Origin of the sequence: Meridianimarinicoccus roseus (assembly GCF_003172915.1) — a bacterium.
In the GTDB taxonomy this organism is placed as follows: Bacteria; Pseudomonadota; Alphaproteobacteria; order Rhodobacterales; family Rhodobacteraceae; genus Meridianimarinicoccus; species Meridianimarinicoccus roseus.
Genome location: NZ_QGKU01000031.1, coordinates 109,961 through 135,461 on the forward strand (window position 1 = coordinate 109,961; position 25,501 = coordinate 135,461).

A 25,501-nucleotide genomic window follows, 5' to 3' on the forward strand; every position below is an offset into this window, starting at 1 on the left:
ACGCGGAGAGTGCCTTTGACCCAGTCCCCCAGTAGTCAGGCGGCGGCCATGCCGTCCGCCTCCATGCCACGGCGGCCCGCCCTGAGCCGCAGGCAGAAGGCCGCCATCATCGTGCGCCTGATGCTCAAGGAAGGCGCGAACCTGAAGCTCGACGCGCTGCCCGAAGCGATGCAGATCGAACTGACCCATGAAATGGGGGCCATCCGCACCATCGACCGCGACACGTTGCACAGCGTGATCGAAGAATTCATGGCCGACGTGAATGATCTGGGCGTCGCCTTCCCCGGCGGTCTGGAAGGCGCGCTCGAAGTGCTTGACGGCGCTCTCAGTGCCGCGAACCTGCGGCGCATCCGGCGTGAAACCGGCGTCGTGGTGGCCGGTGATCCATGGGAAATGATCAACCGCCTGCCGGTGGAGGATCTGGCCGCGATCGTCCAGCGAGAAAGTACGGAAATAGCGGCGGTGATCCTGTCGAAGCTTCCGGTCGCGACCTCGGCGCTGCTGCTGGGCCAGGTGCCCGCCGATATTGCCCGGCGCATCACCTACGCCGTGTCCCATACCGAAATGATCGACCCGGAAACCGTTCGCACGATCGGCCATGCCATTGCCTCGCAAGTCGCCGAAGAAAGCCCCCGCGCCTTCGACGACGCTCCGGTGAACCGGATCGGCGCGATCCTGAACTCCTCGCGATCCGAAACGCGGGAAGGCGTGCTCGTGTCGCTGGAAGAACAGGATGCCGAACTCAGCGCGAAGGTGCGCAAGACGATCTTCACTTTCGCCAACGTTTCGCAGCGGGTGGAAGCACGCGACATCCCCAAGGTCACACGGGCTGTGGACCAGGCAACGCTCATCACCGCGCTCGCCTCCGCCGATGAAACCGACGGCGACGCGGCGGACTTCATCCTGAACAACATGTCCCAGCGTATGGCGGCGCAATTGCGCGAGGATATGGGCGAGCGCGGCAAGGTCAAACCCACGGAAGCGGACGAGGCCAAAGCACGCGTCATCGCCGCGATCCGCGACCTGGAACAGGCAGGCGAACTCAGCCTGATCGACCCGGAAGAATAAGACCCGACGCACCCGGAAATGCGCGAAACGCGTGCGGGCACTTGTCCCGCACGCGATCATCGCGCCGTCCGGCGGCGAACCAAGTCGCCCGATCCGACACGTTCCGTCAACCGGTTGCAGCGCCCGCCCCGCCTCGAACCGACAATTTTTAATCCGGGCTATGGTGTCCGACCTCGAGTCGCGCTGCAAACCGCAATTTTCTCTGTCAGAACCGGACCGCGCCAACTTAGCAGGGATGCGGTACGCCGCGGACGTAGCATCGCGGCACAATCCGGCAGGCGTACGATCCTTTTGGATAGCCGCACTGTTCCTAAGCCATTTTATCAATTCTTTATATCGGGTTAACTCGCATGCGTCGTCCTGTAGACGTAGTTCCAGACACCAACGTCAAATACAAGGATAGCCACCATGACTTTTGCCAGCCTCACCGCCCGCCTGACCAAGACCGCCGCCGCCGCGCTGGTCGCCCTGACCGCATTTGCGCCCGCGCTGCACGCTGCCCCGTACAGCTTCACCATCAGCGGTACCGGAGCGGGAGAGTTGGGGAACAACAGCTTCAAGGACACGGCCTTCTTGATCGAGCTGTTCGGGGACGATGCCAAATTCACCAAGACCGACTCCACGCAGATATTCGATCCGCTCGAAAAGGCGCAGGTGACAATCGGCAAACTCGGCACCGCCGTGTTCCAGATCGACACCCGTCTTGGATACAACACGAGGAACAATGCTGTGTTCTTCAGCCGCGCCCAGTCCAGCGGTAGCAGCGACCTGTTCGACTTCTACGTCAAAGCTGACAGTTCCTTCGTGCTGACCGACGCGTTTACCGACCTGGCTGGACAAAATGTCTTTGCACTGAACCAGTTCAACCTGATCGCCACGAGCCTCGGCGCACTCAGCTTCAGCCAGGCCGACGGCGTCCTCTTCGGGTCCGATGGTGGCAAGCCGGCCACGGCCCCGCTGCCCAGTGCCGTGCCGCTGCCGATGTCGGGTCTTCTCCTGTTGGGCGGCCTCGCAGCACCCGTCGCGCTCCGCCTGCGCCGCAAGGCCTGAAGGCTGTTCCCGCCTGTCGCCGGACAGGGAGGCAAGACAGCGACCCGGGCCGCCCGCATCAATGGGGCGGCCCGATGCATTCACGTCGGGCAGCTGACCCGGCCGCCGGTTAACGGGGTCGCAACGCCAGTGGTGCAGGGTCCGGACAAAGGCAACCCGCGCGCTGCCCGCACCGCGAGAAAGGCGAAGGCCTGTGCCTCCAGCAGATCCCCGTCTAGGCCGACATCCTCCACAGGAATCACAGGGCAAACCAGTTCGGCCGACAGCCGCGCCATGATGTGGCGGTTGCGACGCCCGCCGCCGGTGACCAGCACCCTTCCGGCCGGACGCGGGCACCAAGCCAGCCCTCGCACCACGCCCTGAACAGCCGCTTCGGCCAGCGTCGCGGCGGCGTCGGCATCCGGCAACCCGGTCACCGCCGCGACAAGCTGTGCGAACGCGTCACGGTCGAGGCTCTTGGGCGGCGGCGCCGCGAAGAATGGCAGCCCGAGAAAGGTGTGCAGCACTTCGCGCGACGGCATGCCGGACGCCGCCAGCGCGCCGTCCCGGTCCATTGCCTGACCGAAGCGTGCGCGCATCATGTCGTTCAGCGGCGCGTTCGCGGGCCCGGTGTCGAAGGCCAGCATCGCGCCAGGCGCAAAGGGGCCGTCACAGGCAGGATCGAGCCAGGTCAGGTTTCCGACCCCACCGAGGTTTAGGAACACCACCGGCCCGCGCGCCCCGACATGGCCTGCCAGCGCGAAGTGGAACGCGGGCGCCAGCGGCGCACCCTGCCCGCCCGCAGCTACGTCGGCGCTGCGAAAATCCCAGACCACGGGCCGCCCCAGCGCCGCCGCAAGCGCGGCCCCGTCCCCGGCCTGATGCGTGCCGCGACCCCCGGGATCGTGGGCCAGCGTCTGACCGTGAAAGCCGATCAGCGCCCCGGGCAGATCGGCCAGGAGGTCACGATGCGCGTCCTGCACCACTTCGGCCGCGGCGGCTACGCCGGGCGCGCCGGGCCAGAGGCCAAGCGCGCCGTGCAGCACCCCCCGCTCGTTGTCCGAATAGGCGCGGTAGGCGCCGGGACCGAAGTCCAGCACGCGTTCGCCATCGGTCAGGATCGCGGCGGCATCGACGCCGTCCAGCGACGTGCCCGACATCGTGCCGAGCGCCCAGACCGGGCCGCTGTCGTCCAACAACGCCTTTCCCTTCATTCGCGATCCTCCTATAAGCGCCGCACGCTTTCTGAATGGACCGATCGCCGATGACCTTCCACCCGAAATCCGACTTCCTGAACGTGATGATGGAGCGCGGGTACCTTGCCGACTGCACCGACATGCAGGGTCTGGACGCCGCTTTGATGGACGGGATCGTGCCCTGCTATATCGGCTATGACGCGACCGCGGCCTCGCTGCATGTCGGGCATCTGCTGAACATCATGATGCTGCGCTGGCTGCAGAAGACCGGACACAAGCCAATCACGCTGATGGGCGGCGGCACCACCAAGGTGGGCGATCCGTCCTTCCGGTCCGACGAACGCCCTTTGCTGAAGCCCGAGCAGATCGACGCCAACATCGCCGGGATGAGCCGCGTCTTCGCGCGCTACCTCAGCTATGGTGAGGGTCCGACCGACGCGTTGATGCTGAACAACGCGGAATGGCTGGACGGTTTGAACTATCTCGAATTCCTGCGCGACATCGGACGGCATTTCAGCGTCAACCGGATGCTCAGCTTCGAAAGCGTAAAATCGCGCCTTGATCGCGAGCAATCGCTGAGCTTTCTCGAATTCAACTACATGATCCTGCAGGCCTACGATTTCCTGGAACTGAACCGGCGCTATGGATGCCGTCTGCAGATGGGCGGGTCGGACCAATGGGGCAACATCGTGAACGGGATCGACCTGACCCGCCGCGTGCTCGATCACGAAATCTATGGGCTGACCTCGCCGCTTCTGACCACGTCGGACGGGCGCAAGATGGGCAAGTCGGCAAGCGGTGCCGTCTGGCTCGATGGTACGATGCTGTCGGCCTATGAATTCTGGCAGTTCTGGCGCAACACGACTGATGCCGATGTCGGGCGGTTCCTGAAGCTCTATACCGATCTGCCGGTCGCCGAATGCGATCGGATGGGTGGACTGCAGGGGGCCGAGATCAACGAGGCCAAGATCCAACTCGCCAACGAGGTGACCGCACTGCTGCACGGTCACGATGCCGCCGCGGCCGCGGCCGCGACCGCGCGCGAAGTGTTCGAGAAGGGCGGTGTGGGCGACGATCTTCCGACGCTCGCGCTGACCGGCGCAGAACTGGGCGACGGGATTTCCGTGGTGCAGTTGCTCGTCCGCTCGGGGCTGGCGAAGTCGGGCAAGGACGCCAAGCGCCTGATTGCCGAGAACGGCGCGCGGCTGGACGATGCGCCTCTGACCGATGCCGGGCTGGTGCTGGATGCCGCCGCACTGGCCAACCCGGTGAAGCTGAGCGCCGGTCGCAAGCGCCACGCGCTCGTCACGCTTCAGGGCTGACCGCATTGGGCCGCCCGCCCGGCGGCCCTTGAACGGCTCAGCCCCGAAACCGCCAAAGCCACTCCAGCACGCTCAGGACGCCGAACACCGGCACCGACAGGAGGCAGGCCAGCCAGAAGGCACCGGCCCTTGTCGGCCTTGGCGGGGGGGCGTTGACACCCAGCACAGTGTTCGCGGCGCTTTTCATGCCCGCCATTAACCCTGCCTTAGGTTTGCGAAGCGTTAATGCACGCCATGGAATGGAGTGTGACCACGGCACCGTCCCGCCTTGCCGGGCCGGTCCCCCTGCAACAGCACCCCCGCTACGCGGCAGCCTGCACGGCCCTGGGGCGCTCAGTGCTCTGGCTTCGCCTTGGCCCGCAGGACGCGCCGCTTGCACATGCGCTGATCCTGTCGCGTCACTGGCCGGGCCTCGGGCGCGCGGCGCTGGTCTCGCGTGGTCCGGTCTGGTCGCCCGAACTGACACCGGCAGCGCGCAGCGGCGCCCTCCATGCGCTGGTGCGCGGTCTGCGGCGCACCCATGCAGCGGTGATCGCCACGCCGGACCGGGTGCATGGCGTGGATCCGCTGGACCAGTGCGGCCTGCTGGATCTCGTGACCCCGATGACTGTGGCGCAACTGGAACTGTCGGGCGACGCCGCCGCCCAAAGGGCGCGGCTGCATGGCAAATGGCGCAACCGGCTTGTGCGCGCCGAAGCCGCTGACGTTTGTGTGGACATCACTCAAATGCCGCCCGATCCCGATCACTGGCTTCTCCGTGAGGAGGCCGCACAGGCCCGCACAAGGCGCTACAGGCGCCTGCCGCCCGCCTTCGCCGCAGCCTGGGCAGCTCAGGGGCCCGGTGCAGCCGCGCTTCTGGTCGCGCATCAGCGCCGGGTTCCGGTTGCGGGCATGCTGTTCCTGCGGCACGGAAACGCCGCAAGTTACCATGTGGGCTGGACGGGTCGGCGTGGCCGCACTCTTTGCGCGCACAACCTTCTGATGTGGCGCGCGATGGACTATCTGGCGGAAACCGGAACAACGAGACTCGATCTCGACCTGATCGACACCCAAACCGCGCCAAGCCTTGCGCGGTTCAAGCTGGGAACCGGGGCCGTCGCGGTCACGCTCGGGACCACCCGTATCAGCGCGCCGGGAACCGCGCTTGTGGCACGCATTGCCGCGCGCCTGCCCCCGCCCGCACCGGAACCTGCGGCGCGGGCGGGGGGCGGACCGGTCACTCGGTGACGGTCACGGATACCATACGGTCCGGCTCTCCGACGACGGCGCCGTTCGGGCCCTCGCCACGCTTGATCGCATCGACGACGTCCATCCCGTCGGTCACTCGGCCCACAACCGTGTATTGCCCGTCAAGGAACGGGCCCGGCGCGAACATGATGAAGAATTGCGAGTTGGCGCTGTCCGGGTTCTGAGAACGGGCCATGCCGACGACGCCCCGGTCGTAGGTGACGTCCGAGAATTCGGCGGGCAGGTCCGGGCGGTCCGACCCGCCTCGCCCCGCCATGCGGATGTCGAACCCTTCGCCCATGCGGCCGAACTCGACATCGCCCGTCTGCGCCATGAACCCGTCGATCACCCGGTGGAACACGACGCCGTCATAGGCACCTTCCTCGGCCAGCGCAGTGATCTGCTCCACGTGCCGCGGCGCGACGTCTTCCAGAAGATCGACGGTGATGGTGCCCTGCGCCTGTCCGGCCACCTCGATCACAAGCCCCGTGGCACCCGCGCCGGACGCGGCCAGCCCGAGGGCAAGCGTGCAAAGAACCTTACGCATCGGCGGCCACCTTCACGCTTATCATGCGGTCGGGTTGCGCGGGCGGCTCACCGCGCACGATGGCGTCCACGTGCTCCATGCCCGAGACCACCCGCCCATAGACCGTGTATTGGCCATTCAGGAAATGGTTATCCTTGAAGTTGATGAAGAACTGCGAGTTGGCTGAATTCGGGTTGGCCGACCGCGCCGCGCCAAGCGTGCCCCGATCATGGGGCAGCTTGGAAAACTCCGCCGGAAGATCCGGCAGGTCGGAACCGCCCGTTCCCGCGCGCCGAATGTTGAAATCGCCGTCCATGTTGCCGTGCTCCACGTCGCCGGTCTGTGCCATGAATCCGTCGATCACCCGGTGAAAGGCGACGTTGTCATAGGCTCCGCTGCGGGCGAGTTCCTTCATCCGCTCGGCATGTTTCGGCGCGACATCTGGCAACAACTCGATGGTGACCGGACCATCCTTCAGCTCGATGATGATGGTGTTTTCCGGATCCTTGATCTCGGGCATGCGGCATCCTTTCTGCGGCTCTGTCGGCGCAGACCCTAGGCCGGCGCGGGCGCAAAGGTCCAGCCCCGACGCCGCCCCATGCCCGTCTTGTCACTGTCACAGCCACGTGATCTACCTGAGCGCGCAAGTTCAAGACACGGAGTGCGAGAATGGCCTGGAAAGCGCTGGATCAGATGGAACTCGACGGGAAGGTCGTGCTGACCCGGGTGGACATCAACGTGCCCATGTCGGGCGGTCAGGTGACCGATGCCACCCGCATCGAGCGGATCAAGCCGACGATCGACGACATCCTCGCACGTGGCGGCAAGCCGGTGCTGCTGGCGCATTTCGGACGCCCCAAGGGCAAGCGTGTACCCGAGATGTCGCTTGGCCATGTGCAAGATGCACTGCAGCAGGTGCTGGGCGTGCCGGTAGCCTTCGCCGAAGACTGCATCGGACTGCCCGCAAAGACGGCCGTCGCCGAGATGGCGCCGGGCAGCGTGGTACTGCTGGAAAACACCCGTTTCCATGCCGAAGAAGAGGCGAACGAAGGGCGCTTCGCCGCGTCGCTTGCGGCGCTTGGCGATATTTATTGCAACGACGCCTTCTCCGCCGCGCATCGGGCCCATGCCTCGACCGAGGGTCTGGCCCGTCTGCTGCCCAACTGTGCAGGCCGATCGATGCAGGCGGAGCTTGAAGCGCTGGAGGGCGCGCTCGGCTCCCCGGAACGGCCGGTGGTCGCCGTGGTCGGGGGCGCGAAGGTCTCGACCAAGCTGGACCTGCTGGGCAATCTCGTCGGCCGGGTGAACGTTCTGGTGATCGGAGGTGGAATGGCGAACACGTTTCTTGTGGCGCAGGGCAAGCCGATCGGAAAATCGCTCGCCGAGGCTGAGATGGCGCCGACCGTCCTTGACATCGTCGCGAAGGCCGAAGCCGCGCAGTGCCGTATCATCGTGCCCGAGGACGTCGTGGTGGCACGTGAATTCAAGGCGGGCGCGGCAAACGAAACGGTTTCGGCCGATGCCTGCCCGGACGATGCAATGATCCTCGACGCCGGCCCGAAAACGGTTGAGATCATCAACGCCGCGCTCGACACGGCCCGTACGCTGATGTGGAACGGCCCGCTCGGCGCATTCGAGATTCCGCCCTTCGACACCGCCACCAATGCAGCGGCGCGGCACGCTGCGGCCCTCAGCAGGTCCGGCGCTCTGGTCAGCGTCGCGGGTGGCGGTGATACGGTGTCGGCGCTGAACACGTCCGGGGCGGCAGCAGACTTTACCTACATTTCGACGGCCGGTGGCGCGTTCCTGGAATGGATGGAGGGCAAGACCCTGCCCGGCGTCGCCGCACTTGAAAGATAGCGCGTCAAACGCATCGGGTTAGCGCTCCCAGACTTGAACGGTCAAACCGACCGGCCTAACGAATGCATCGAGTGCACAGTGAAAGGTCCGACCGCATGAAAATGACTGATACCGTCCGCCAGATCCTTCGGAACTACGAAGGCGAGAATCCTGGCGTAAAGGCCAAACTGTGCAGCATGCTGATGCAGGGTAAGCTTGCCGGCACCGGCAAGATGATCATCCTGCCCGTCGATCAGGGTTTCGAGCACGGGCCGGCCCGCACCTTTGCTCCCAACCCGGCAGGCTACGATCCCCACTACCACTACCAGCTTGCCATCGACGCGGGGCTCAACGCCTATGCTGCGCCGCTTGGCCAGCTAGAAGCGGGGGCAGATACCTTCGCCGGGCAGATTCCCACGATCCTCAAGCTGAATTCGGCCAACTCGCTCATGTCGGACACGGCCGGAAAAAACCAGGCCATCACCGGGTCAGTCGACGACGCGCTGCGACTCGGCTGTGCCGCCATCGGGTTCACAATCTACCCTGGCTCCGACATGGCGCTCGACATGTTCGAGGAAATCGTCGAAATGCGCCGCGAAGCCGCCGCCTGCGGGATCGCGACCGTGATCTGGTCCTACCCGCGCGGCGAAGCGATCAGCAAGTCCGGCGAAACTGCCATCGACATCGCCGCCTACGCGGCACAGATCGCCGCACTGATCGGTGCGCATGTCATCAAGATAAAGCTGTCAACGGACCACCTCGAACTGCCCGAGGCCAAGAAGGTCTACGAAGAGCAGTCCATCGACATCGCGACGCAAGCTGCCCGTGTCCGGCACTGCATGGAGGCGTCTTTCAACGGCCGCCGTATCGTCGTGTTCTCGGGCGGCGCCAAGAAGGGCACTGACAGCGTCTATGACGATGCCCGCGCCATCCGCGACGGCGGCGGCAACGGATCCATCATTGGTCGCAATAGCTTCCAGCGCAGCCGCGAGGACGCGCTGGAAATGCTCCAGAACCTCGTCGACATCTACCTCGGCAAGGCGTGATCGCAACACAAACGCCCGGCATTTTGGCGCCGGGCGTTTGTGGATTCACATGACGGCAGGTCTGTGGCATGGTCCGGCAGGAATTCGGCATGCAACCGGGGCAGACATGGCTATGAAACGCGGCTTCGGGTTTCCGGTCTACGTGATCGTGACCCTCGCTTTGTCAGGATATTTCGCATTCGCGGCGATCCAAGGCGATCTAGGCGTCGTGACCCGCGTAGAAGCGGCAGCCGAATACGAACGGCTTCAGATAAACCGCGATGCCATCAAGCAGGACGTCGCCGCGCTTGAGAACAAGACGCGGCGATTGTCCGATGCCTATCTCGACCTTGATCTTCTCGACGAACGGGCACGCGACGTTCTGGGAATGCTGCGCGCCGATGATCTCGTGATCCGCTGATCAGAGCTGCTGGTTCATCATGACCGACGGCTGCGAACACCCAGCCTCACCCACGATCCGCGCAGGCACACCCGCGACAGTCTTGCAGGGTGGCACGTCTTCCAGAACGACGCTGCCCGCCGCGATGCGCGAGCAGTTCCCGACACGGATGTTGCCCAGAACCTTCGCGCCAGCACCGATCAGTACCCCGTCGCCGATCTTCGGGTGGCGGTCATCATCTTCCTTGCCCGTGCCGCCCAGCGTCACTGAATGCAGCATAGACACGTTATCCCCGACAACGGCGGTCTCGCCGATGACGATGGAATGCGCATGGTCGATCATCAGTCCTTTGCCGAGCCGGGCAGCAGGATGCACATCCACGCCGAATAGTTCCGACACCCGCATCTGGATAAAATAAGCCATATCGAACCGGCCCTCGCGCCAAAGCCAGTTGGCGACACGGTAGGCCTGCAACGCCTGATAACCCTTGAAGAACAGGATCGGCTGGATCATCCGGTGGCACGCCGGATCGCGCTCGTAGACCGCCATCAGATCCGCCCGTGCCGCGGATTCAATCGCCGGGTCGGCAAGGAACGCCGCGTCAATGATTTCGCGCAGCAACTGGTCGGGCATCTCGCTCGACGCCAGCTTCATCGACAGCCGGTAGGAAAGGGCACGCGCCATGGACGGATGGTGCAGGATGCCGCCATGTACCAACGCCCCCATCAGAGGCTCATCCCTGACAGCGGCTTCCGCTTCCGACGTGATCTGCGCCCAGACCGGATCGAACCGCTCCACCTGGGATCTAGGGTGCGACATGACCGCCTCCAGATTGATTTGAGCTGAAGATAGCCCCATCAGTCCGGTTGCGCCACCCCGCAGCCGTACGATCACGAAATAGGCACCTCAGACCCGCGGCAGCGTCATGCGAAACAGATGCACTGCCAGCCGCACGCGCCCACCGGAGAACGAGCCACCCTCCGCCTCGATCAGCAGCGGGGTTTGGCTGTAATAGGCTTGGGGCTGCCCGGTGACACCCTGAACCCATGACCCGAGCGACAAACCAAGCCCCGTGCCATAGCGACCCGAACCACCCGGCACCCCAACCCGCCATCCGGAAAGGGTGCCCCCAATCGCCTCGGTCACGATACCGCTAATTCCTAGCACCACGCAGCCGACCGGGATCAGGTCCGGGCTAGTCAGTTCTGGGCCAGACTGAAGGTCGATATCGGCCTCGATCACCTCCATCAAGCTGGCGGCACCATGTGCGGATACAGCGACGGCCTGCGGTTGCCAGACCGCACCATCGAACAGCGCCGTCGTGCCCGTATCCGAGATCCAGCCACGCCAACCCGCACGCGGTGCGACGAAAACCCAGCCGCCATTGCTGAATACCGCAACACGGCCTGCCTGGCCGACCCATGCGTCCACGGCACCGGGCGGAACGTGAAAGACGGTTCCGTCCGCTGCTTCCGCTGGCGGTACCGTCTGCGTCACCGAGGCCAGCACCAGTTGCGCAGCCGCGTCCAGAAGCGCGAACGCTTCGTTCACGGTCACATGTTTTTGCGCCTGTGCCGCCTGCACCAACGGCAGGTCGATATTTGCGGTTCTAGTCATTTATGCTGATCCTTCCAAAGTGACCGGCCCCGTACCGGTCGGATATCTGCGCAATCTCGGCCTCGTAGCCGCCAGCGATGCCATCAGCTGCACGCAGCGCCGCAGGATAGCGCCATGGCGGCGGACCAACGATCTCCTCTCGCCGCACGGTGCCATCCTTCAGGATGCGCAGTACGTAGCCCTCACTCGTCTCGCCCAGCGGCACATCCACAAGCGACCAGATGTCCCCGTCGATCCGGGTCCGGCGCACCCAGTTCAGAACATGGCTTCCATCGGGTTGCTTAGCCACCGACAGATGAACCGGCGAATAGGGGCGCAGACCATTGCCGACGAAAACTTTCTCGAATGGCAAGAAGCTGGGCGCGCTCAGAGGCACATCGGCCGGTCCCACACGATAGAACCGCGACAAGCCCCGCTCGGAAGATGACAGGTCGATCTGCTGTACCGCGGTGGTCAAAAGCACGACGAGGCTCCCCTCCGGCCAGACATCCGGCATATCGCCATCCGTGCCCAGTTGCCCGCGCAACCGCATGCTCAGTTCGTAGGTATCCGGTGCCACCAGATCGGCCTGCTGGAACTGGAAGATTTCCCATCCACCTGCCCCGCCGTCGCCGATCGCCATCACGTTGGCCCCGTTCAGAAGCGCGTCGCGGGGCACTGAACTCAGCGCGCCGTCGGACATCTCTACACGCAAGGGGGCGCCGCGATCCGGCAAGCCGGGCGCGGCCCTGGCCATCGGACTGCGCGTCAAGCCAACGCTCGCACCGCCTTCGACCACCGTGTTCAGCCGGTAGTTCGCGTCCGCCCCGGACCCATAGACAGCCACCGGCCCGGTCCAGGGACGCGCCGCGACAGCAATGTATGGGGCGTGGGGCACCGCGTCGCCCCGCAGCAAGGGCAGGTCCATGAAAAAGGCTGACGGCGGAACGGGGGCACGCGCGGTTCGGATACGCGGGATCTCCTCGATGGCGGTACCCGGCCGGTATATCGCGGGCTCCACACGCACCGCCTCGATGATCTGAAGCCCCTGCCGGTCGCTGCGGTCCACCCGGTAGCGCCCACCGGCCCCGTCGGCTGTCAACTCGATGACGTCACCCGCGCCGATATCGATCCGCGAAGGGGGAAGCGCGAAACGGGCCGTGTCCCGTGCGGCCCGCGCTTCGGCAAGCCAGCGTTCGGTGACGGCGCGCGCCTCGGCCGCGGTCAGAACGAGGTTCAACTCGGATTGCGCAGATGACAGCGCGGCCGCACCGGGAAGTGCTGTTTCGATCGCCCGCACCTCAAACCCACCGTCGGCCCCGATATAGTTCAGTTGAACGCGATCGGCGGTCTCTGCCGCGGCGGCCCGGCTGCGTTCCAGATCGCCCGGCTGCTCGGGATGACGCGCCAGATCGTCACTCGAAAGCTGTGCCGCCACGCGCCCGTCCCGGTTCCGGAAAACAAGCCTCCCGTCGCGTTCATGCACGTCGAAACCGTAGGCAAGCATCAGCGGCTCCAGCGCCTGCCGTGCGCTGCCCGCCTCGCCGATGGCATAGCCCCGCACTAGACCGTGCAGACCGCTGACATCGGGGTCGGATAGCCCGGCGCGTTGGCAGATCTCGCGCACCACGCTCGACAGCAGCTGCGCGCCGACGCGACCGTTCAGCCAATGCCCCCTGATGTAGTTCGGGCCGTCGTTCCATACCTCGGAAAGACCCGGGAACCACGGATACGGCCGCGCGTCCCATGCCCAGACATGGGCGCGCGTCATGTCAACCATCGGCCCACCGTAAACCGACGAGACGGGGTTGTTGGCCGGATCGGCCCAATGGGCGAAACTCGCCCGAAGGTACTGCATCTGAATCAGGTCATCGCGAGTGCCGTTCGAGGCACGGGGCAGCAACGATTCGGACGATTTCGGATCAAGGAACTTGTTGGGCTGGTTCGTGCCCTTGTCGATCGCTGCACACCCAAGTTCGGTGAACCATACCGGCTTGGAACCCGGCTCCCACGCCGTCGGCGCGCCCAGCCTGACACCAGCGATCCGATCATGATGGGGCAGACTCCACCATGAAACCAAGTCCTTATAGCGAAAGACCCACGGCTCCCCGTAATCCCCATCCGTGATCGGCGCGCGCAACTGCGCCTCTGCAGCCTGCGCATCGGGATAATACCAATCGTACCCCTCGCCGCCTGCGACGTTGGATCTGAGGTAATCGAGATCGTAGATCGAACCGGCTAAGGCATCGGCATGAGCCTCCCCGTCGCGCCAGTCCGAAATGCGCATGTAATTGTCGATTCCTATGAAATCGATCTCTGGATGCGCCCAAAGCGGGTCGAGATGGAAGAAGTGATCACCCGATCCATCAGTAGGAGTATACCCGAAATACTCCGACCAGTCGGCCGCATAGCCCAGCTTGACACTGGGGCCCAACAGCGCGCGCACTTCGCCGGCCAGTGCAATTAAGGCCTGCACTGCGGGAAAGCTGTTGCCTGGCCCGCGGATCTGAGTCAGGGCCCGCATTTCGGACCCGATGCAGAAACTATCCACGCCCCCGGCCGCTTTGCACAGAGCCGCATTGTGCAGAATGAAGCGCCTCAAAGACCATTCGTCCGGCCCCGAGTAGGTAACGGTTCCGTCGCCGACAACGAAATCACTCGCGCGGACGGTCCCGAAGAATGCCGCCACTTCGGCCGCAGCAGCCGCCGTGCCGTCGCTCGAACCGGGCAAACCCGGCGCAACTGACGTCGTGATGCGTCCGCGCCAAGGCAATTCCGGCTGGCCTATCGCGCCCGTCCACGGATCCGGTAGGGTATTACCCGGCATCTGCTCCATGAGAATGAACGGGTAGAACATCACCGTCTTCCCGCGCGCGTTGATGTTGCGAATGGCCTCGATCACGCTCGCATCGGTTGGCGTGCCGCCGTAGACGGGCGCGCCGTCAAGGCGTGGGACTTCCTGCGCCGCGACCCGGTCGACCCCTGCGACCGACCATGGCAAGGGCGCACCGTCCGCGAACTTGTGCTCAACCTTGGGACGGATGCGTGCGGACCCGCAGCGCAAATCGTCCCCGAACCACGACACCACCAATGAAATCGACCGGCAGTTCGGCAGTTCTGCCTGCAGCGCGTCCAGCGAAGCCAGGAAGTCTGTCGGCGCGAGGGAATTATGCCGGTTCGCGGACGTGTTCCGGCCCGGTCCTTCGGCATAGTGCACGGGCGTCGTCGCCAAAGAATACTCGCCCGTTCCGGGAATAAGGGCGACCGCCTGTATCCCGTCCACCATCGAACGAGCCGAGTCCTGTGCGGCTGGCTGTTCCGGGCGAACCACCTCAAAGGTGAATTGCGGAACCCGATTGCCGTACGGCGTCAAGTCCAGATCGTCCAACACAAGATAGGCTGTCCCGCGATAAGCCGGTGCGTGCTCTGCGCCTTCGACAGCGGCGATCTTCGGGTCCGGCACCTGCGTTTCGGTCCCCGGATAGACCCGCATGGCAAGGCTGCCGCGATCCAGTTCCTGACCATCGGCCCACACGCGAGCGACATGGCTGATCTGCCCTTCGCACAGCGCTATGGCAAGACTGACTGAGTAGCTGTAGCTTGTAACGCTTGGCCCCCCGGAGCCGCCCTTGCCACCAGATGCTCGCTGTGTGGTGCTTTGTTCCGAAAATTGCGTGGCCCAGATCACATGCCCGCCAACCCGCATACGGCCAAAAATCTGCGGTAACGCCGTGCCTTCACTGGCGCCAGTCAGACGAAAACGGTCGACCCTGCCGCGCTCGATCACGTCCGACCCCGCACCCATCAGCCGCTGGTCGATCAGTTGGCCGGCCGTCGCTCCGACCGCGCGCCCGATGACCGCCGCCGAGAGGCCGAGGAACGATCCGCCAATGGCGCCGCCGGCAGCCGCACCAGCGGCGGAAAGTACGAGTGTGGCCATCAGTTGTGCTCCTCGGGAAAAGCGAACCGCGCAACGATGCGGCGACGCCAGGGGTCGGACAGCGGGCTTTCGACGACGCCGTGGCGTTCGTAGGCGTGCACGAAGCGGGCGCCCGGTCCGATATTCGATTGCAGCCCCAGATGCTTGGCAATGCAACCTTCACGCATCCGAAACAAAAGAATGTCACCGACCGCTTCACCGCTCAGCGGGCGGGGAACAAGGCGGCGACGTGCCGCCTTCCACAGTGCCTCGTGGCCTTGCGGTTCAGCCCAGTCGCGGCTGTAGGGTGGGATCACTTCGGGCTCCGCTCCGTAGAGTTCACGCCAAACGCCGCGCAGCAAGCCGAGGCAGTCGGATCCCGCGCCGGCACAACTGGCCTGGTGTCGGTAAGGTGTGCCGATCCAGCGCCGGGCGATCTGCACACCCTGCTCCCCGACCGTCAACGGTTCATGCTCCCGCCGCCGTTCTCGCCGGTCTTGCGCGGGTAAGCCATCAGCCAATCCTCGCCCGGGATATGCGGGAAGCCCCGGAAATTCGCGAAATTGCCGAACTTGGCCCGGCAGGTCTCCGCACGCTTGTCGCAACCGGCCTGCACGCGAACCAAATCGCCGACAGCCAGCGCCGCCCTCAATTCCTGCCACAGCCGCACGCGCCGCTCCGCGCCCACCGGTTCGTCGGACTTGATCATCGCGGACAGTCCGGCAGCGGACCCGGTCATAACCTCGAACTTCCCTCGTTCGAACCAGCGTGGGGCCATGCTCGCCAGCCCGGCCAGCATGACCTCTTGCGAACCGGCGATGCCAGACACCGAAGCCTGCAGGCTGAACGGCGGGCCGTCCAGGGAAACGCGGCAGGCCCTGTCGCCCAGAAGCGCCGAACACTGACGCTGGAAAACGCGGCCCTGCGGCTGGTTGAGCCGTTCGGTCAGCCCGCGCAGTTCCGCGCGGAACGCGCCGCCGCCCGATTGTACCTCCCCGATTGTCCCGTCGAACTGCAGATGCCGCTGTGCGGGCGCGGCCCAGTTGACCAGCCACGCGCGAACTCGCGCGTTGTCGAAACGGCCAGCCGCAAGATCCGCCTCTGTCACCGATGCATCGCTCAGCGCACCCAGCGCCTCGCCGTTATCCACTGCCAGACCCGTAGTCTGCTGGACCGCCTGCCCAGTCAGCCCGGTGTCGGCACGGAACATGATGCCCTCGAAGGACACGTCGCGGTCGTGATCTGTGAATCCGAAAACCGCGCCATCGGTCCGCACCACGGCCCAGCACCGGCACAGCGTCGTCGTGCCCGCAGCCAGATGCGCGGCCAGTGCCGCCTGAACCGCCATCAGACCCGCACCTCCAGCACGGGTACATCCGGAACATCGCCGGCCTGGAAACTGGATACGGAAGTGATGATCTGGTCGGTATCAAACCGCACAGGAACGTCGAATTCGAACCCTGCACTGACCGATGCGCCAGCTGAAGGTGGAAGAATAAAAGTCACAAGCCCGCGGACAGCATCAACGCCAAAGGCGACCGGCGGTTGCTCCGCGCCATCGACGGCAACGCGCACGGTGCCATCGACCGGCTTGGTGATGGGGCGTTCATAGTCTTCCGTTCCGGAGGCATAGCGCTTTCGAAGTGCAAAGACCTGCGTGCTACCATCCCCGGTCCCGATGTTCTGGTCGGTGGCCGCGACGGTTTCTGACGGCAGGCAACTCTTGAAGTCGGCCCAATCCTTCCAGCGAAAGCCGTTCAGCTGACCCTGGCGCGCCTCGAAAAAGGCGATCAGCGTGGCCACGTCATCCAGCGACCGCATCCCCATACCGGCATCATAGCGCCTGCGCGAATGTGCCCAGGGGGTGTTTCGCTCCTCGAACCCGTTGGCAAGCGTCACTACTTCGGTGCGCCGCACCGGCCCCCCCGCCGATCCGAAACTCAGCGAGGTCGGAAACCGCACTTCATGAAATCCCATCCCGTGTCCTTTCCCTGGCGCTCAGCGGTTGCGCTGGCCGCGGCCCAGCGCGCGGCTCATCTGCGCTGCGATCTGACCCTGCGAGCGCTGGAAGCTGCCCGCGTCGGGCGTCGCTACGTTCATCACGACGGTCACCGGGCGCGAGTCACCGCCGCCCCGAACCCCGAGTTTGCCATCAGGCCCACGAGCGAGGGGCATGATCGCTTCGGGCCCGGCTTCTCCCATAAGACCCGTGCCGCCGCGCATTGGAAAAGTGGTAGGCCCGCTGACAATGCCACCCCGCGCAAAGGGCATGACCCGCCCCTGAGTGAACGGGGCACCCTTGGCAAAGGGCATGGCGCTGCCGATTATCGCCTCGATCCCCGCTCCGGCCATCTGGCCGACATGCCTCGTGACCGGGTTGATCGCGGCCGAATAGGCGGACCCCAAGATCGACTCGCCGACCTTTCGCAGCGCGTCGGACGCCTTCATGCCATCGAATACCAGACCCTCGAAGGCCCCGCGCAGACCTCGGCTGATGCCGTTCGAAAGTGTCCGGACCTCGCGCCCCGTGTCGGCCATCGTGGTCCGGATCTGCTGCAACTCGCCGGAAAAGCTTGATGCCACGCTCTGCGCGCCGGCCAGGCTTTCCTCGAGGTCGCGCATCTGGTCCTCGAAAGCGTTGGTGCCGTCCATTTCAATCATCCTCGGTCCCTTTCCTCTGATCGGGGAAGCGCGCCATCAGGTCTTCCAGCCCGGCCCGGTCCAGCGGGCCGGAACCGGGATCGGCGCCAAGCATCACGAACAACTCTGCCGGGGTCAGGCGCCAGAAGTCTTCGGGTCGAAGGCCGAGGCCATGCAGCCCCGCGCGCAGCAAGCCCGGCCAGTCCAGCGCGGTCATCTCGGCTCCGGAATGCTGAAAGCGCGCACCAGCAAGTGGGCAGCCGCCTGCGCCGCCGCCACCGGGCCGCCCGCGATGTCCGCTCGCAGCAGATCCTCGGGTCGCCCGTCCCAGCCGCCGCCGCGCAGACCCGCTACGATCAGCGCCAGAACATCCCGGCTCGAGCAGCCGCCGGTCTCGAAGCGCGACACGAGGTCGACCAACGTGCCAGTCTCCAATTTCGCCTCCAACTCGGCGAGCGCGCCCAGCGTAAGCTTCAGCCTGTGCGGCACTCCGTCGATCGACAGGCTCACCTCTCCGGCCCAGGGATTCGCCATCACAGCGCCGCAAAGGTCAGCGCGCCGGCCGACGCCATCGACATCTCGTAGGTCGCTTCGCCGTCATGGCTGCCCGAGTATTCCAGCGCCGTGATCTGAAACGGCCCCTCGACGATGCCGAAGCCCGGGATCACGACCTGGAACTGCGGCACGATTCCGGCGAAGAACACCTCGCGTGCCCGCGCATCGGTGGCCGCGTCGCGAAACACGCCCGAACCGGACAGACTGGCCGAGCGCATCCCGGCGCCGCCAAGCAACTCGCGCCAGCCTCCCGCACTGTCGAGGCTGGTGACATCCACCGTTTCCGCGTTGAAGCTGATGCGGCTGGCCCTGAGCCCCGCAACGGTCTGGAAATCGCCCGCTCCGTCGATGTCCAGCTTGATCAACAGGTCCTTGCCGTTCTGAACGGTCATGTCAGTCTCCGATCCAATTTCAAGTATCGTCCAGGAACGCGCGGAACGTCATCTCGACCCGTCGGCGCGTCCCATTCCTGTCGCGGCGTGCTTGCGCCCGCTCGAAGCGCAACGAAACGACCCGGCCCCTCTGAAGCGTCAGGGGCGCCGCTGCCAGTGCCGCCTCCACCGTCGCGGCGGCCTGCTTCAAAGCATGGAAGCCGCCGCCCTCGCCGACCACGAACAGCGCAAACCGGTGCTGTGCAGCGCGGCCCGTCTTGTCGGACCGGTCACGCACGTCCTCGGGCCCAAGCGCCACGTAGATCGGCGGCGGCGGCCCCGGCGGCGGTGCGTCGAAGACCGGGATGCCCGCCAGACCCGCGGTCCCCTCCAGGCGTGCGAAAACCGCCTGCTGAAGCGGGGCGGCAAGCGCATAGGTCATACCGTCACCTCCTCTATCGCGCGGCATTCCAGGAACTGGCCCGCGGCACCCACCGCGCTGACAGCGAGGATCTCGAAAACTCGCGTCCCGTGGCGAAAACGGTCGCGCGGCCCGGGCCGGGATGGCGCGCCCTCGGGGGCCGCCGCGACAATGATCCGGTAGGGCACCCGCGACACGCCCGCGGCGCCTGCCAGCGCCTCGCGGCCGGTCAGCGGCTCGAGGCTGGCGTGGACCACGCCGCGCGCCTGCCACCCAGCAATCGCCCCGCCCGCGCCATCGGGCACCGAAACCGGTCCCTCCAGCGTCAGCGCCCAGCGCATGAGCGACCGCTTCATGCCGGTGCTCCGCCCAGCACCCGAACGGTGCGGTACCTGTCGATCAGGCTCGAAACCCCAAACGGCATGTTCCCGTCATGGGTGGTGATTTCATGCCGCAGTTCATAGAAATGCGCAGCCAGAAGAAGAACCGCATGGGCCAGATCCGGCGGCATACCCGCCCAGTCCTGACTGTATCCCGCCGTGAAGGTCAGCACCGCCTGGCCAAGCGCGGGGATGTCCGGAAGACAGGGCCGCACCGCATGCATCAAAGGGCGGTGCGTATCCTCTTCAAGCACCACGTCCGACATATCGGCAAGGGTCACGTCCCCCGTGCGCGTCGTCACCGTCAGCGACACCAGCATGTTGACCGGCGCCACCGGAAGCGCCTGCACGCGTGGGCTGCGCCAAGCGGATACCGTCCAGCGGAACGAGCGTTCGAACAAGAGTTTGCCGGTCCGCGCCTCGATCGCGGCCAGCGCGGCCCGCAACGCCGTCTCCAGCACCGGGTCCTGCAGGTCGTCGTCGGTGAACCCGGTCCCCAGCCGCAAATGGGCACGCAGCGCCGCAAGGGGCAGATCGCCGGTCGGGATCGGCGTGAGTTCGACAAGCTTCATGGAATATCTCCGGTCTTGGGCAAGAAGGCGGGTCAGAACCCGGAACAAGGCGGGGCGGCCACCCTTCCGTGCTGCTCTGACGGAGGGGAAAGCTGGACAACACGCGCCGTCGGCAAGCGGCCACCCCTTTGGATCGCGCCCCCGGCCGGGCGCGCGATCCAATGGGCAGCCGGTGTCAGTTCACGGCGAACTTCATCAGCTTGATCGCGGCGAAGTCGCTCACGTCACCGCCGACCCGCTTGGTCGCGTAGAACAACACGTGCGGCTTGGCCGAGAACGGGTCACGCAGCACGCGCAGGTCCGGCCGCTCCGCGATGGTGTAGCCCGCCGCAAAATCGCCGAACGCGATGGCGATGCTGTCAGGCGCGATGTCGGGCATCTGCTCCGCGATCAGCACCGGGTATCCCATCAACCGCGCCGGCTCCCCCGAGGCAAGGCCATCGGCCCACAGGAAGCGGCCATCGGCATCCTTCATCTTGCGCACTGCCCCGGCCGTCTTGGAGTTCATCACGAAACTCGCGTTCGCCCGGTACTGGGCATCCAGCGCGTAAACCAATTCGATGATCGGATCGGACGGTGCGGTGGACGCGAAATCTCCCGACTGGCCGGACGGCACGTAGCCGAGGCTGCCCCAGGCCCAGATGTCCTGCGGCACCTGCGGATGGCTCAGGATGCCGCGGGGCTTGTCGATGCCGTCTCCCGATATGAAAGCCGTCGCCTCGGCGCGGGCGAACTTGTCGGCAATCCGCCCGGCAAGCCACGTCTCGATGTCGAAGGCGCTGTCGTCCAGCAGTCGCTGGCTCGCCTTCGGCAGCGCCGACAGCTCGTGCAGCGGGATCGGCACGCGGGTGATCTGCGGCGCGGTCGTTTCGGTCAGCGACGCGGTTTCGTTCGTCCAGGTGTAGCCCAGTTCGGAATGATCGATCAGCACGTCGTAGGAATTGGACTCCACGTTGACCACGGTGGAAATCGCCCGGATCGACGCATTGGACCGCAGCACGGTCTGGATCGCGGCCGAGGTCTGGGGATCGACAAGATAGCCGCCATCAGCATCGACAGCCGTGGACATGCCCTTGTGCTGCAGATCCAGACCGCGCAACGCGTCATCGTCGCCATTGCGCAGGTAGCCGCCGAAAGCCTGCTTGTGCGACAGGTCGATATCGGTCGCGGTGGAAAGGGCGGGGCGTCCGGCGAACGCGGTCTTGCGGTCCAGCATGGTGAGTTTCTCTTCCTGTGCTTTCAGTTGGGTGGTGATTCCGGCGCGGAACGCGGTGAGGTCGTCCATCAGCCCCGCCAGCGCGGACTTAATGTCCAGCGCGGCATCGGCAGGCGCGCGGCAGGCGGGGGGCGACGAGCAGGCAGCAGGCACGGCGCCGCCGGCCCGAGCCTTCGTCTCGGGGTGGGTCATATTCTGGGTCCTCTCTCAGCTAGGGATGGGCCGGCTCAGTCCGCGCAGGCCAGGCGACGGCGGGCATCCTCGACGACCTCCGCCAACTCACGAAACAGGGTCTGGTCCGGGGCATCGGGGGCGGCGTCGGCCTTGGCCCCGATCCGGGCGTCAGGCAGCATCGGGAAGGTCACCAGCGACACTTCCCAAAGATCGATCTCGGCCAGCACACGGCGGCCAGAATCGGTCTTGTGCGAGCGCACCGTGCGATAGCCGATCGACAGACCGTCGATCGCGCCCGCCTCGATCAGCGCAGCAGCCTCGCGGCCGCGGGCGACCTCGGTCAGCAGCCGGCCCTTTACATGGAGCCCGCGGGCATCTTCGTGCACCTCGTCCCAGATGCCGATGGGCTGGGTGGGATCGTGCTGCCACAGCAGCTTGACCGCTCGCCCACCCGCCGCCAGCCGTTCCAGCGACCCGGCATAGGCGCCCGGCTGAACGACATCACCGCCCTGATCGACAGCGCCGAACAGCGACGCGTAGCCTTCGATCCGAGTGCCGTCGACCACCGTCAGGCCCTCGCCCAGTTGGCAGAACTTCCGTTCCAGCCCGCTGTCCAACATGTTCTGCATGGTTCAGATACCTCCGTTCGGGGCCACCGTGACAAGCGAGCCGACCGCCTGGGCCAGAATCGTCGCCACAACGCCGTACACCGTCAGCCAAAGCCGCCGCTCAAGCCGTTCCATCACCGCCTCGATCCGCGTCAGGCGGCCGTCGATCCCCTCGAACTGCATCTGCAGCAGCTTTTCGTGGGCCTCGCGGACCTGAGCCGGCCCATAATCGAACGGCTCGTACAGGAAGCGCGATCCGCCCGGCGCACGGCGCAGATCGCTCATGTGGCTTCCCCGGCATTGCGGGGCGGCAGGCCCAGCATCGCGCGCTTCTCGTCGGCCGACAGGAAATCGGCGGCGGCCACACGGCGCCACTGCGCCTCGCGCTCCGCCGACAGGGCGGGCACCTTGTCCAGATCGATCTGCACCTCGACCGCATCGCCCGTGAACCGGCCCAGGAAGGCGCTCAGCTGCGCGACAACCCGCGCCGCCATCGGCAGAACCGTCAGCCGGTAAAAGGCGCGGTTGGCCTCCTGGTAGTTGGCGTAGGTCGCGTCACCAGGAATGCCGAGCAGCATCGGCGGCACTCCGAAGGCCAGCGCTATCTCGCGCGCGGCGGCCTCCTTGGTCTTCTGGAATTCCATGTCCGACGGGCTGAACCCCATCGGCTTCCAGTCCAGCCCGCCTTCCAGCAGCATCGGGCGGCCCGCGTTGCGCGCGCCCATGTAGTTCGTGGTGATCTCGTCGACCAGCCGGTCATACAGATCGCCTGGCATCATCCCCTGCCCCTCGGCGCTTTGATAGGTGATCGCGCCTGACGGGCGCGCGGCATTGTCTAGCAGTGCCTTGGACCAGCGCGACGCCGCGTTGTGCACCTCCACCGCGCCTGCGGCGGCCTGTAGCGGCGCCAGCCCGTAGTGGTCGTCCGACGGGTGGAAGTTGCGGATGTGGCACAGGGGGGGCACCTCGGCGGTCATATCGAACCGCCGCACCTTGCTGCCGACGCGGTAGTCATAGGCCACCGGCCAGCCATCCGCGCCGGGCACCACCGCCATCCGGTCGCCGCGCAGCACGTGCAGTTCCAGCGGCAGGGCACCGGGCGCCCCGCCAACCGCCTCGAGATAGCCGTTGCCGGTCAGAAGGATCTGGCCGACGAGCGCCTCCAGCAACTCGGCCCGCCCCTGCGCCGGGTTCGGCCGCGCCACAAGACAACCGACCGGATGCGCGTCATAACGGCAGGCGGCGTCCTGAACCACCAGGGGCAGCGCGGCGGCGGCCTCTGCGATCATCTTCACCGACCGGAAGCCCACCGGGTTGCCCGCGAAGCCGTGCCGCACCAGCGCAGCGCCGTCACGCGCGATGCCGACCCCGCCAGCCCCTGCCGCCGCCATCGCCAGAACCGCCCCTGTGGCCGCCTTGCGCTGCGGCGCCGCGGGCGGTGTCTGCGGCACCTTGGGCGCCTCGCGTTTCAGGAAATCGAGTTTCATCGACACACATCCTTTCTGTCCGCCGGGGCGGTGTGCCCCGGCACCGGGGCGATCGGTCATTTCGGAAATTCCGGGCCATGCGGCCCGCGCCGGTCAGAGCTGGCGCAGACGGGGCTGGCGGAAACCCGCCGCCGGGTCCAGCACAAGGTCCTGCAGGGCCCAGACCAGGGCGTCCACCCGGTCGGGGCTGCCCCGACCCTCAAAGCCGCGCACCGTCATCTGGCACATCTGTTCTTCCAGGTCGGCGAGCCGACCGCGCGCATGCTTTACGCGGCCCTGCTCGTATAGCGCGGCCACGGGTTCGGCCCGCGCGGCCTTGCCACGGCTGGCCCGTACGGCGCGATAGGGCACCAGCGGGTCCACCTGCCGGATCACACTTTCCACAAGGTTGCCGCCCTGGTTGACCTCGGCCACAAGGCGCTCCGCCCCGTGACGCGCCATCGCCGCCAGCGCCGCCTCGGCCCAGCCCTGCGGGCTCGCACCCTGTACCGTGCAATCCTCGATCACATAGGCCACCCAGTCGCGGGGGGGACCGGCCATCCGCACCCCTGCGACCACGATACCACAACTGTCCGACGCGCCATGCCCGCTCACCGGAGGGTCCACCGCCACCACGACGCGGTCCAGATCGGGGATTCGGTCCACCTGCAGCGCCTCCAGCATCGCCAGCGTCCACAGCGCGCCCTCGGCATCCTCCAGCAAGATGCCGTCCAGTTCCTGCCGGCCCAGCCGCGTGCCGGCATAGCGCGCCCGCACCTCGGCCAGGAAACTGTCGGCAAGGTATGCGCTGTTCGCCTCGGTCGGCGCGTGGGTGACCACCGTCGATCCGTTGTCGAGGATGCGCTTCAGCACACTCACGTTGCGCGGCGTCGTGGTGACCACCTGCCGCGGGGTCTGGCCCAACCGCAGACCGAATTGCAGCATGTCCCAGGCGTCCTCCGCCTTCTTCCACTTGGCCAGTTCATCCACCCAGGCCGCATCGAATTGCGGACCGCGAAGGCTCTCGGGTTCATGGGCGGAAAACACCTGCGCAACCGCCCCGTTCGGCCAGACCAGCCGCTTTCGCGTGGCCTCCCAGACCGGGCGACGATCGGGGGGCGAACAGGCCAGGATGCCGCTGTCGCCCATGACCATGACCTCGCGCACCTGTTCGATCGTCTCGCCCACCAGCGCAACGCGCTTGGACCGGCCCGGCGCCAGCGGCGTCGAGCCCTCGACCTCGGACCGGACCCATTCTGCGCCCGCACGGGTCTTGCCCGCACCGCGCCCGCCCATGATCACCCAGGTTCGCCAGTCGCCTTCGGGCGGCAACTGGTGATCCAGCGCCCAGAATTCGAAAATGTAGGGGAGCGCCAGAAGCGCTCCCTCCGTGAGATCGTCAAGAAACGCTTCCCGAACCTCCGGCGGCGCGGAGGCAAGCAAGACGCCGCCCGATCTCAATTCGGGCCGCGTCGAAGTCGACGGCGTAGTCGCCGACGATGCCGGCGTCTGATTTTGCTTTTTGTTCAAGGCGTTCCCTTTCGGCAAGGGCCGTTTGCAAGGCCTGTCTCAGTTCCTTGAGAAGCCGGTTGGCCTCTCCTCCATTGCTCAGCTCGTCGACATCGAGCTGATCGACCAACCTGTTCAGCGCGCGCGTGGCGCGATGAAACGTCTGCTGCGCCTCGGAAAACACCTCTTCCGAGCTTCCGTCACCCAACTTCGGGTAAATGATCGTCATGTACGAAACCCGCCTCTCTCGTTTCCCGTCGAGAGAGCCATGAAAAAGGCGGCCCGGGGTTGCCCCCTGCCGCCTTGCCCATGTCTTCCAGCTTGCCTGAAGGTATACGTTGGACCGTTCGCTTTGTCAATTAAAACAGATAGTTAGAACAAACAGGGTCCGTGCGCCGCGTTAGGAATTCGGCGCAACATCCCGCCCAAGCGACGCGTACCG

At 65.8% G+C, this 25,501-nt stretch carries 30 protein-coding genes; 7 read left to right on the forward strand and 23 right to left on the reverse strand.

Annotated elements, in window-relative coordinates; translation table 11 throughout:
* Positions 1–48: 48 nt before the first annotated feature.
* Both DKT77_RS08830 and DKT77_RS08835 read left to right on the forward strand, forming a co-directional pair.
* Positions 49–1,068, forward strand: a complete 1,020-nt coding sequence (locus DKT77_RS08830) for a flagellar motor switch protein FliG (protein WP_109811338.1) — start codon at positions 49–51, stop codon at positions 1,066–1,068.
* 408 nt (positions 1,069–1,476) lie between these two features.
* Positions 1,477–2,118: a hypothetical protein gene (locus DKT77_RS08835; protein WP_109811339.1), complete on the forward strand. Its 642-nt coding sequence runs from the start codon at positions 1,477–1,479 to the stop codon at positions 2,116–2,118.
* 80 nt (positions 2,119–2,198) lie between these two features.
* On the opposite strand, the gene DKT77_RS08840 is transcribed toward DKT77_RS08835, so the two are convergent.
* Entirely contained in the window at positions 2,199–3,311 is a 1,113-nt protein-coding gene (locus DKT77_RS08840) for an anhydro-N-acetylmuramic acid kinase (protein WP_420798307.1), read from the reverse strand.
* A 50-nt stretch (positions 3,312–3,361) separates the two neighbouring features.
* Between DKT77_RS08840 and tyrS the strand changes: the two genes are divergently transcribed.
* Positions 3,362–4,615 (forward strand): tyrosine--tRNA ligase, encoded by a 1,254-nt coding sequence (gene tyrS / locus DKT77_RS08845; protein ID WP_109811340.1) that lies wholly within the window; start codon positions 3,362–3,364, stop codon positions 4,613–4,615.
* Between the two features lie 37 nt (positions 4,616–4,652).
* Here the strand turns inward: tyrS and DKT77_RS20945 are convergent, their stop codons facing one another.
* Complete coding sequence (locus DKT77_RS20945; RefSeq protein WP_238547762.1) at positions 4,653–4,811, reverse strand: hypothetical protein; 159 nt, start codon at positions 4,809–4,811, stop codon at positions 4,653–4,655.
* A gap of 50 nt (positions 4,812–4,861) precedes the next feature.
* Here DKT77_RS20945 and DKT77_RS08850 point away from each other — a divergent pair, with 50 nt between their 5' ends.
* Positions 4,862–5,842: a GNAT family N-acetyltransferase gene (locus DKT77_RS08850; RefSeq protein WP_238547763.1), complete on the forward strand. Its 981-nt coding sequence runs from the start codon at positions 4,862–4,864 to the stop codon at positions 5,840–5,842.
* On the opposite strand, the gene DKT77_RS08855 is transcribed toward DKT77_RS08850, so the two are convergent.
* Both DKT77_RS08855 and DKT77_RS08860 read right to left on the reverse strand, forming a co-directional pair.
* A complete protein-coding gene (locus tag DKT77_RS08855) occupies positions 5,832–6,389 on the reverse strand; it encodes a peptidylprolyl isomerase (RefSeq protein WP_109811342.1) in 558 nt (185 codons plus the stop codon). The two genes, DKT77_RS08850 and DKT77_RS08855, sit on opposite strands and share 11 nt — an antisense overlap.
* Positions 6,382–6,888 (reverse strand): peptidylprolyl isomerase, encoded by a 507-nt coding sequence (locus DKT77_RS08860; RefSeq protein ID WP_109811343.1) that lies wholly within the window; start codon positions 6,886–6,888, stop codon positions 6,382–6,384. The genes DKT77_RS08855 and DKT77_RS08860 overlap by 8 nt, the downstream gene beginning before the upstream one ends.
* 149 nt (positions 6,889–7,037) lie before the next feature.
* Here DKT77_RS08860 and DKT77_RS08865 point away from each other — a divergent pair, with 149 nt between their 5' ends.
* The 3 genes from DKT77_RS08865 to DKT77_RS08875 all read left to right on the forward strand — a co-directional run bounded on the left by DKT77_RS08865 (position 7,038) and on the right by DKT77_RS08875 (position 9,653).
* Positions 7,038–8,228, forward strand: coding sequence for a phosphoglycerate kinase (locus DKT77_RS08865; RefSeq protein ID WP_109811344.1), 1,191 nt, complete (start codon positions 7,038–7,040; stop codon positions 8,226–8,228).
* Positions 8,229–8,323: 95 nt separating this feature from the next.
* On the forward strand, positions 8,324–9,253 hold the full coding sequence (locus tag DKT77_RS08870; RefSeq protein ID WP_109811345.1) for a class I fructose-bisphosphate aldolase: 930 nt from the start codon (positions 8,324–8,326) through the stop codon (positions 9,251–9,253).
* A gap of 106 nt (positions 9,254–9,359) precedes the next feature.
* Complete coding sequence (locus DKT77_RS08875) at positions 9,360–9,653, forward strand: FtsB family cell division protein (protein ID WP_109811346.1); 294 nt, start codon at positions 9,360–9,362, stop codon at positions 9,651–9,653.
* Here DKT77_RS08875 and cysE read toward each other — a convergent pair whose 3' ends face one another.
* The 19 genes from cysE to DKT77_RS08970 all read right to left on the reverse strand — a co-directional run bounded on the left by cysE (position 9,654) and on the right by DKT77_RS08970 (position 25,288).
* Positions 9,654–10,451, reverse strand: a complete 798-nt coding sequence (gene cysE / locus DKT77_RS08880) for a serine O-acetyltransferase (protein ID WP_109811401.1) — start codon at positions 10,449–10,451, stop codon at positions 9,654–9,656. It abuts the gene before it with no gap.
* A gap of 87 nt (positions 10,452–10,538) precedes the next feature.
* Positions 10,539–11,249, reverse strand: coding sequence for a DUF2793 domain-containing protein (locus tag DKT77_RS08885; RefSeq protein ID WP_109811347.1), 711 nt, complete (start codon positions 11,247–11,249; stop codon positions 10,539–10,541).
* Positions 11,242–15,168 (reverse strand): baseplate multidomain protein megatron, encoded by a 3,927-nt coding sequence (locus DKT77_RS08890; protein WP_109811348.1) that lies wholly within the window; start codon positions 15,166–15,168, stop codon positions 11,242–11,244. Before DKT77_RS08890 ends, DKT77_RS08885 begins: the two co-directional genes overlap by 8 nt.
* Positions 15,168–15,611 carry a C40 family peptidase gene (locus tag DKT77_RS08895; RefSeq protein ID WP_109811349.1) on the reverse strand — a complete coding sequence of 148 codons (444 nt, stop codon included), beginning with the start codon at positions 15,609–15,611 and terminating at the stop codon, positions 15,168–15,170. Before DKT77_RS08895 ends, DKT77_RS08890 begins: the two co-directional genes overlap by 1 nt.
* Complete coding sequence (locus DKT77_RS08900; RefSeq protein WP_109811350.1) at positions 15,608–16,495, reverse strand: DUF2163 domain-containing protein; 888 nt, start codon at positions 16,493–16,495, stop codon at positions 15,608–15,610. Before DKT77_RS08900 ends, DKT77_RS08895 begins: the two co-directional genes overlap by 4 nt.
* Positions 16,495–17,124: a DUF2460 domain-containing protein gene (locus DKT77_RS08905; RefSeq protein WP_109811351.1), complete on the reverse strand. Its 630-nt coding sequence runs from the start codon at positions 17,122–17,124 to the stop codon at positions 16,495–16,497. Before DKT77_RS08905 ends, DKT77_RS08900 begins: the two co-directional genes overlap by 1 nt.
* A gap of 21 nt (positions 17,125–17,145) precedes the next feature.
* The gene (locus tag DKT77_RS08910) at positions 17,146–17,808 is read right to left on the reverse strand and encodes a phage tail tape measure protein (RefSeq protein WP_109811352.1); all 663 of its coding nucleotides are present in this window, start codon (positions 17,806–17,808) and stop codon (positions 17,146–17,148) included.
* Entirely contained in the window at positions 17,801–18,004 is a 204-nt protein-coding gene (locus tag DKT77_RS08915; RefSeq protein WP_109811353.1) for a rcc01693 family protein, read from the reverse strand. The genes DKT77_RS08910 and DKT77_RS08915 overlap by 8 nt, the downstream gene beginning before the upstream one ends.
* On the reverse strand, positions 18,001–18,321 hold the full coding sequence (locus DKT77_RS08920; protein ID WP_109811354.1) for a gene transfer agent family protein: 321 nt from the start codon (positions 18,319–18,321) through the stop codon (positions 18,001–18,003). The genes DKT77_RS08915 and DKT77_RS08920 overlap by 4 nt, the downstream gene beginning before the upstream one ends.
* Positions 18,321–18,734: a phage major tail protein, TP901-1 family gene (locus DKT77_RS08925; RefSeq protein WP_109811355.1), complete on the reverse strand. Its 414-nt coding sequence runs from the start codon at positions 18,732–18,734 to the stop codon at positions 18,321–18,323. The genes DKT77_RS08920 and DKT77_RS08925 overlap by 1 nt, the downstream gene beginning before the upstream one ends.
* A gap of 19 nt (positions 18,735–18,753) precedes the next feature.
* On the reverse strand, positions 18,754–19,155 hold the full coding sequence (gp17, locus tag DKT77_RS08930) for a tail completion protein gp17 (protein ID WP_109811356.1): 402 nt from the start codon (positions 19,153–19,155) through the stop codon (positions 18,754–18,756).
* The gene (locus DKT77_RS08935) at positions 19,152–19,490 is read right to left on the reverse strand and encodes a head-tail adaptor protein (RefSeq protein ID WP_109811357.1); all 339 of its coding nucleotides are present in this window, start codon (positions 19,488–19,490) and stop codon (positions 19,152–19,154) included. The genes gp17 and DKT77_RS08935 overlap by 4 nt, the downstream gene beginning before the upstream one ends.
* Positions 19,487–20,086, reverse strand: a complete 600-nt coding sequence (locus tag DKT77_RS08940; RefSeq protein WP_109811358.1) for a head-tail connector protein — start codon at positions 20,084–20,086, stop codon at positions 19,487–19,489. The genes DKT77_RS08935 and DKT77_RS08940 overlap by 4 nt, the downstream gene beginning before the upstream one ends.
* 175 nt (positions 20,087–20,261) lie before the next feature.
* Positions 20,262–21,494, reverse strand: coding sequence for a phage major capsid protein (locus tag DKT77_RS08945; protein ID WP_109811359.1), 1,233 nt, complete (start codon positions 21,492–21,494; stop codon positions 20,262–20,264).
* A 35-nt stretch (positions 21,495–21,529) separates the two neighbouring features.
* Positions 21,530–22,105, reverse strand: coding sequence for an HK97 family phage prohead protease (locus DKT77_RS08950; RefSeq protein WP_109811360.1), 576 nt, complete (start codon positions 22,103–22,105; stop codon positions 21,530–21,532).
* A gap of 3 nt (positions 22,106–22,108) precedes the next feature.
* Positions 22,109–22,369, reverse strand: coding sequence for a GTA head formation protein, RCAP_rcc01685 family (locus tag DKT77_RS08955; protein ID WP_238547764.1), 261 nt, complete (start codon positions 22,367–22,369; stop codon positions 22,109–22,111).
* Positions 22,366–23,571, reverse strand: a complete 1,206-nt coding sequence (locus DKT77_RS08960) for a phage portal protein (RefSeq protein WP_109811361.1) — start codon at positions 23,569–23,571, stop codon at positions 22,366–22,368. The genes DKT77_RS08955 and DKT77_RS08960 overlap by 4 nt, the downstream gene beginning before the upstream one ends.
* A 93-nt stretch (positions 23,572–23,664) precedes the next feature.
* The gene (locus tag DKT77_RS08965) at positions 23,665–24,993 is read right to left on the reverse strand and encodes a DNA-packaging protein (RefSeq protein WP_238547765.1); all 1,329 of its coding nucleotides are present in this window, start codon (positions 24,991–24,993) and stop codon (positions 23,665–23,667) included.
* Entirely contained in the window at positions 24,950–25,288 is a 339-nt protein-coding gene (locus tag DKT77_RS08970; RefSeq protein WP_109811362.1) for a hypothetical protein, read from the reverse strand. The genes DKT77_RS08965 and DKT77_RS08970 overlap by 44 nt, the downstream gene beginning before the upstream one ends.
* Between the last annotated feature and the right edge of the window lie 213 nt (positions 25,289–25,501).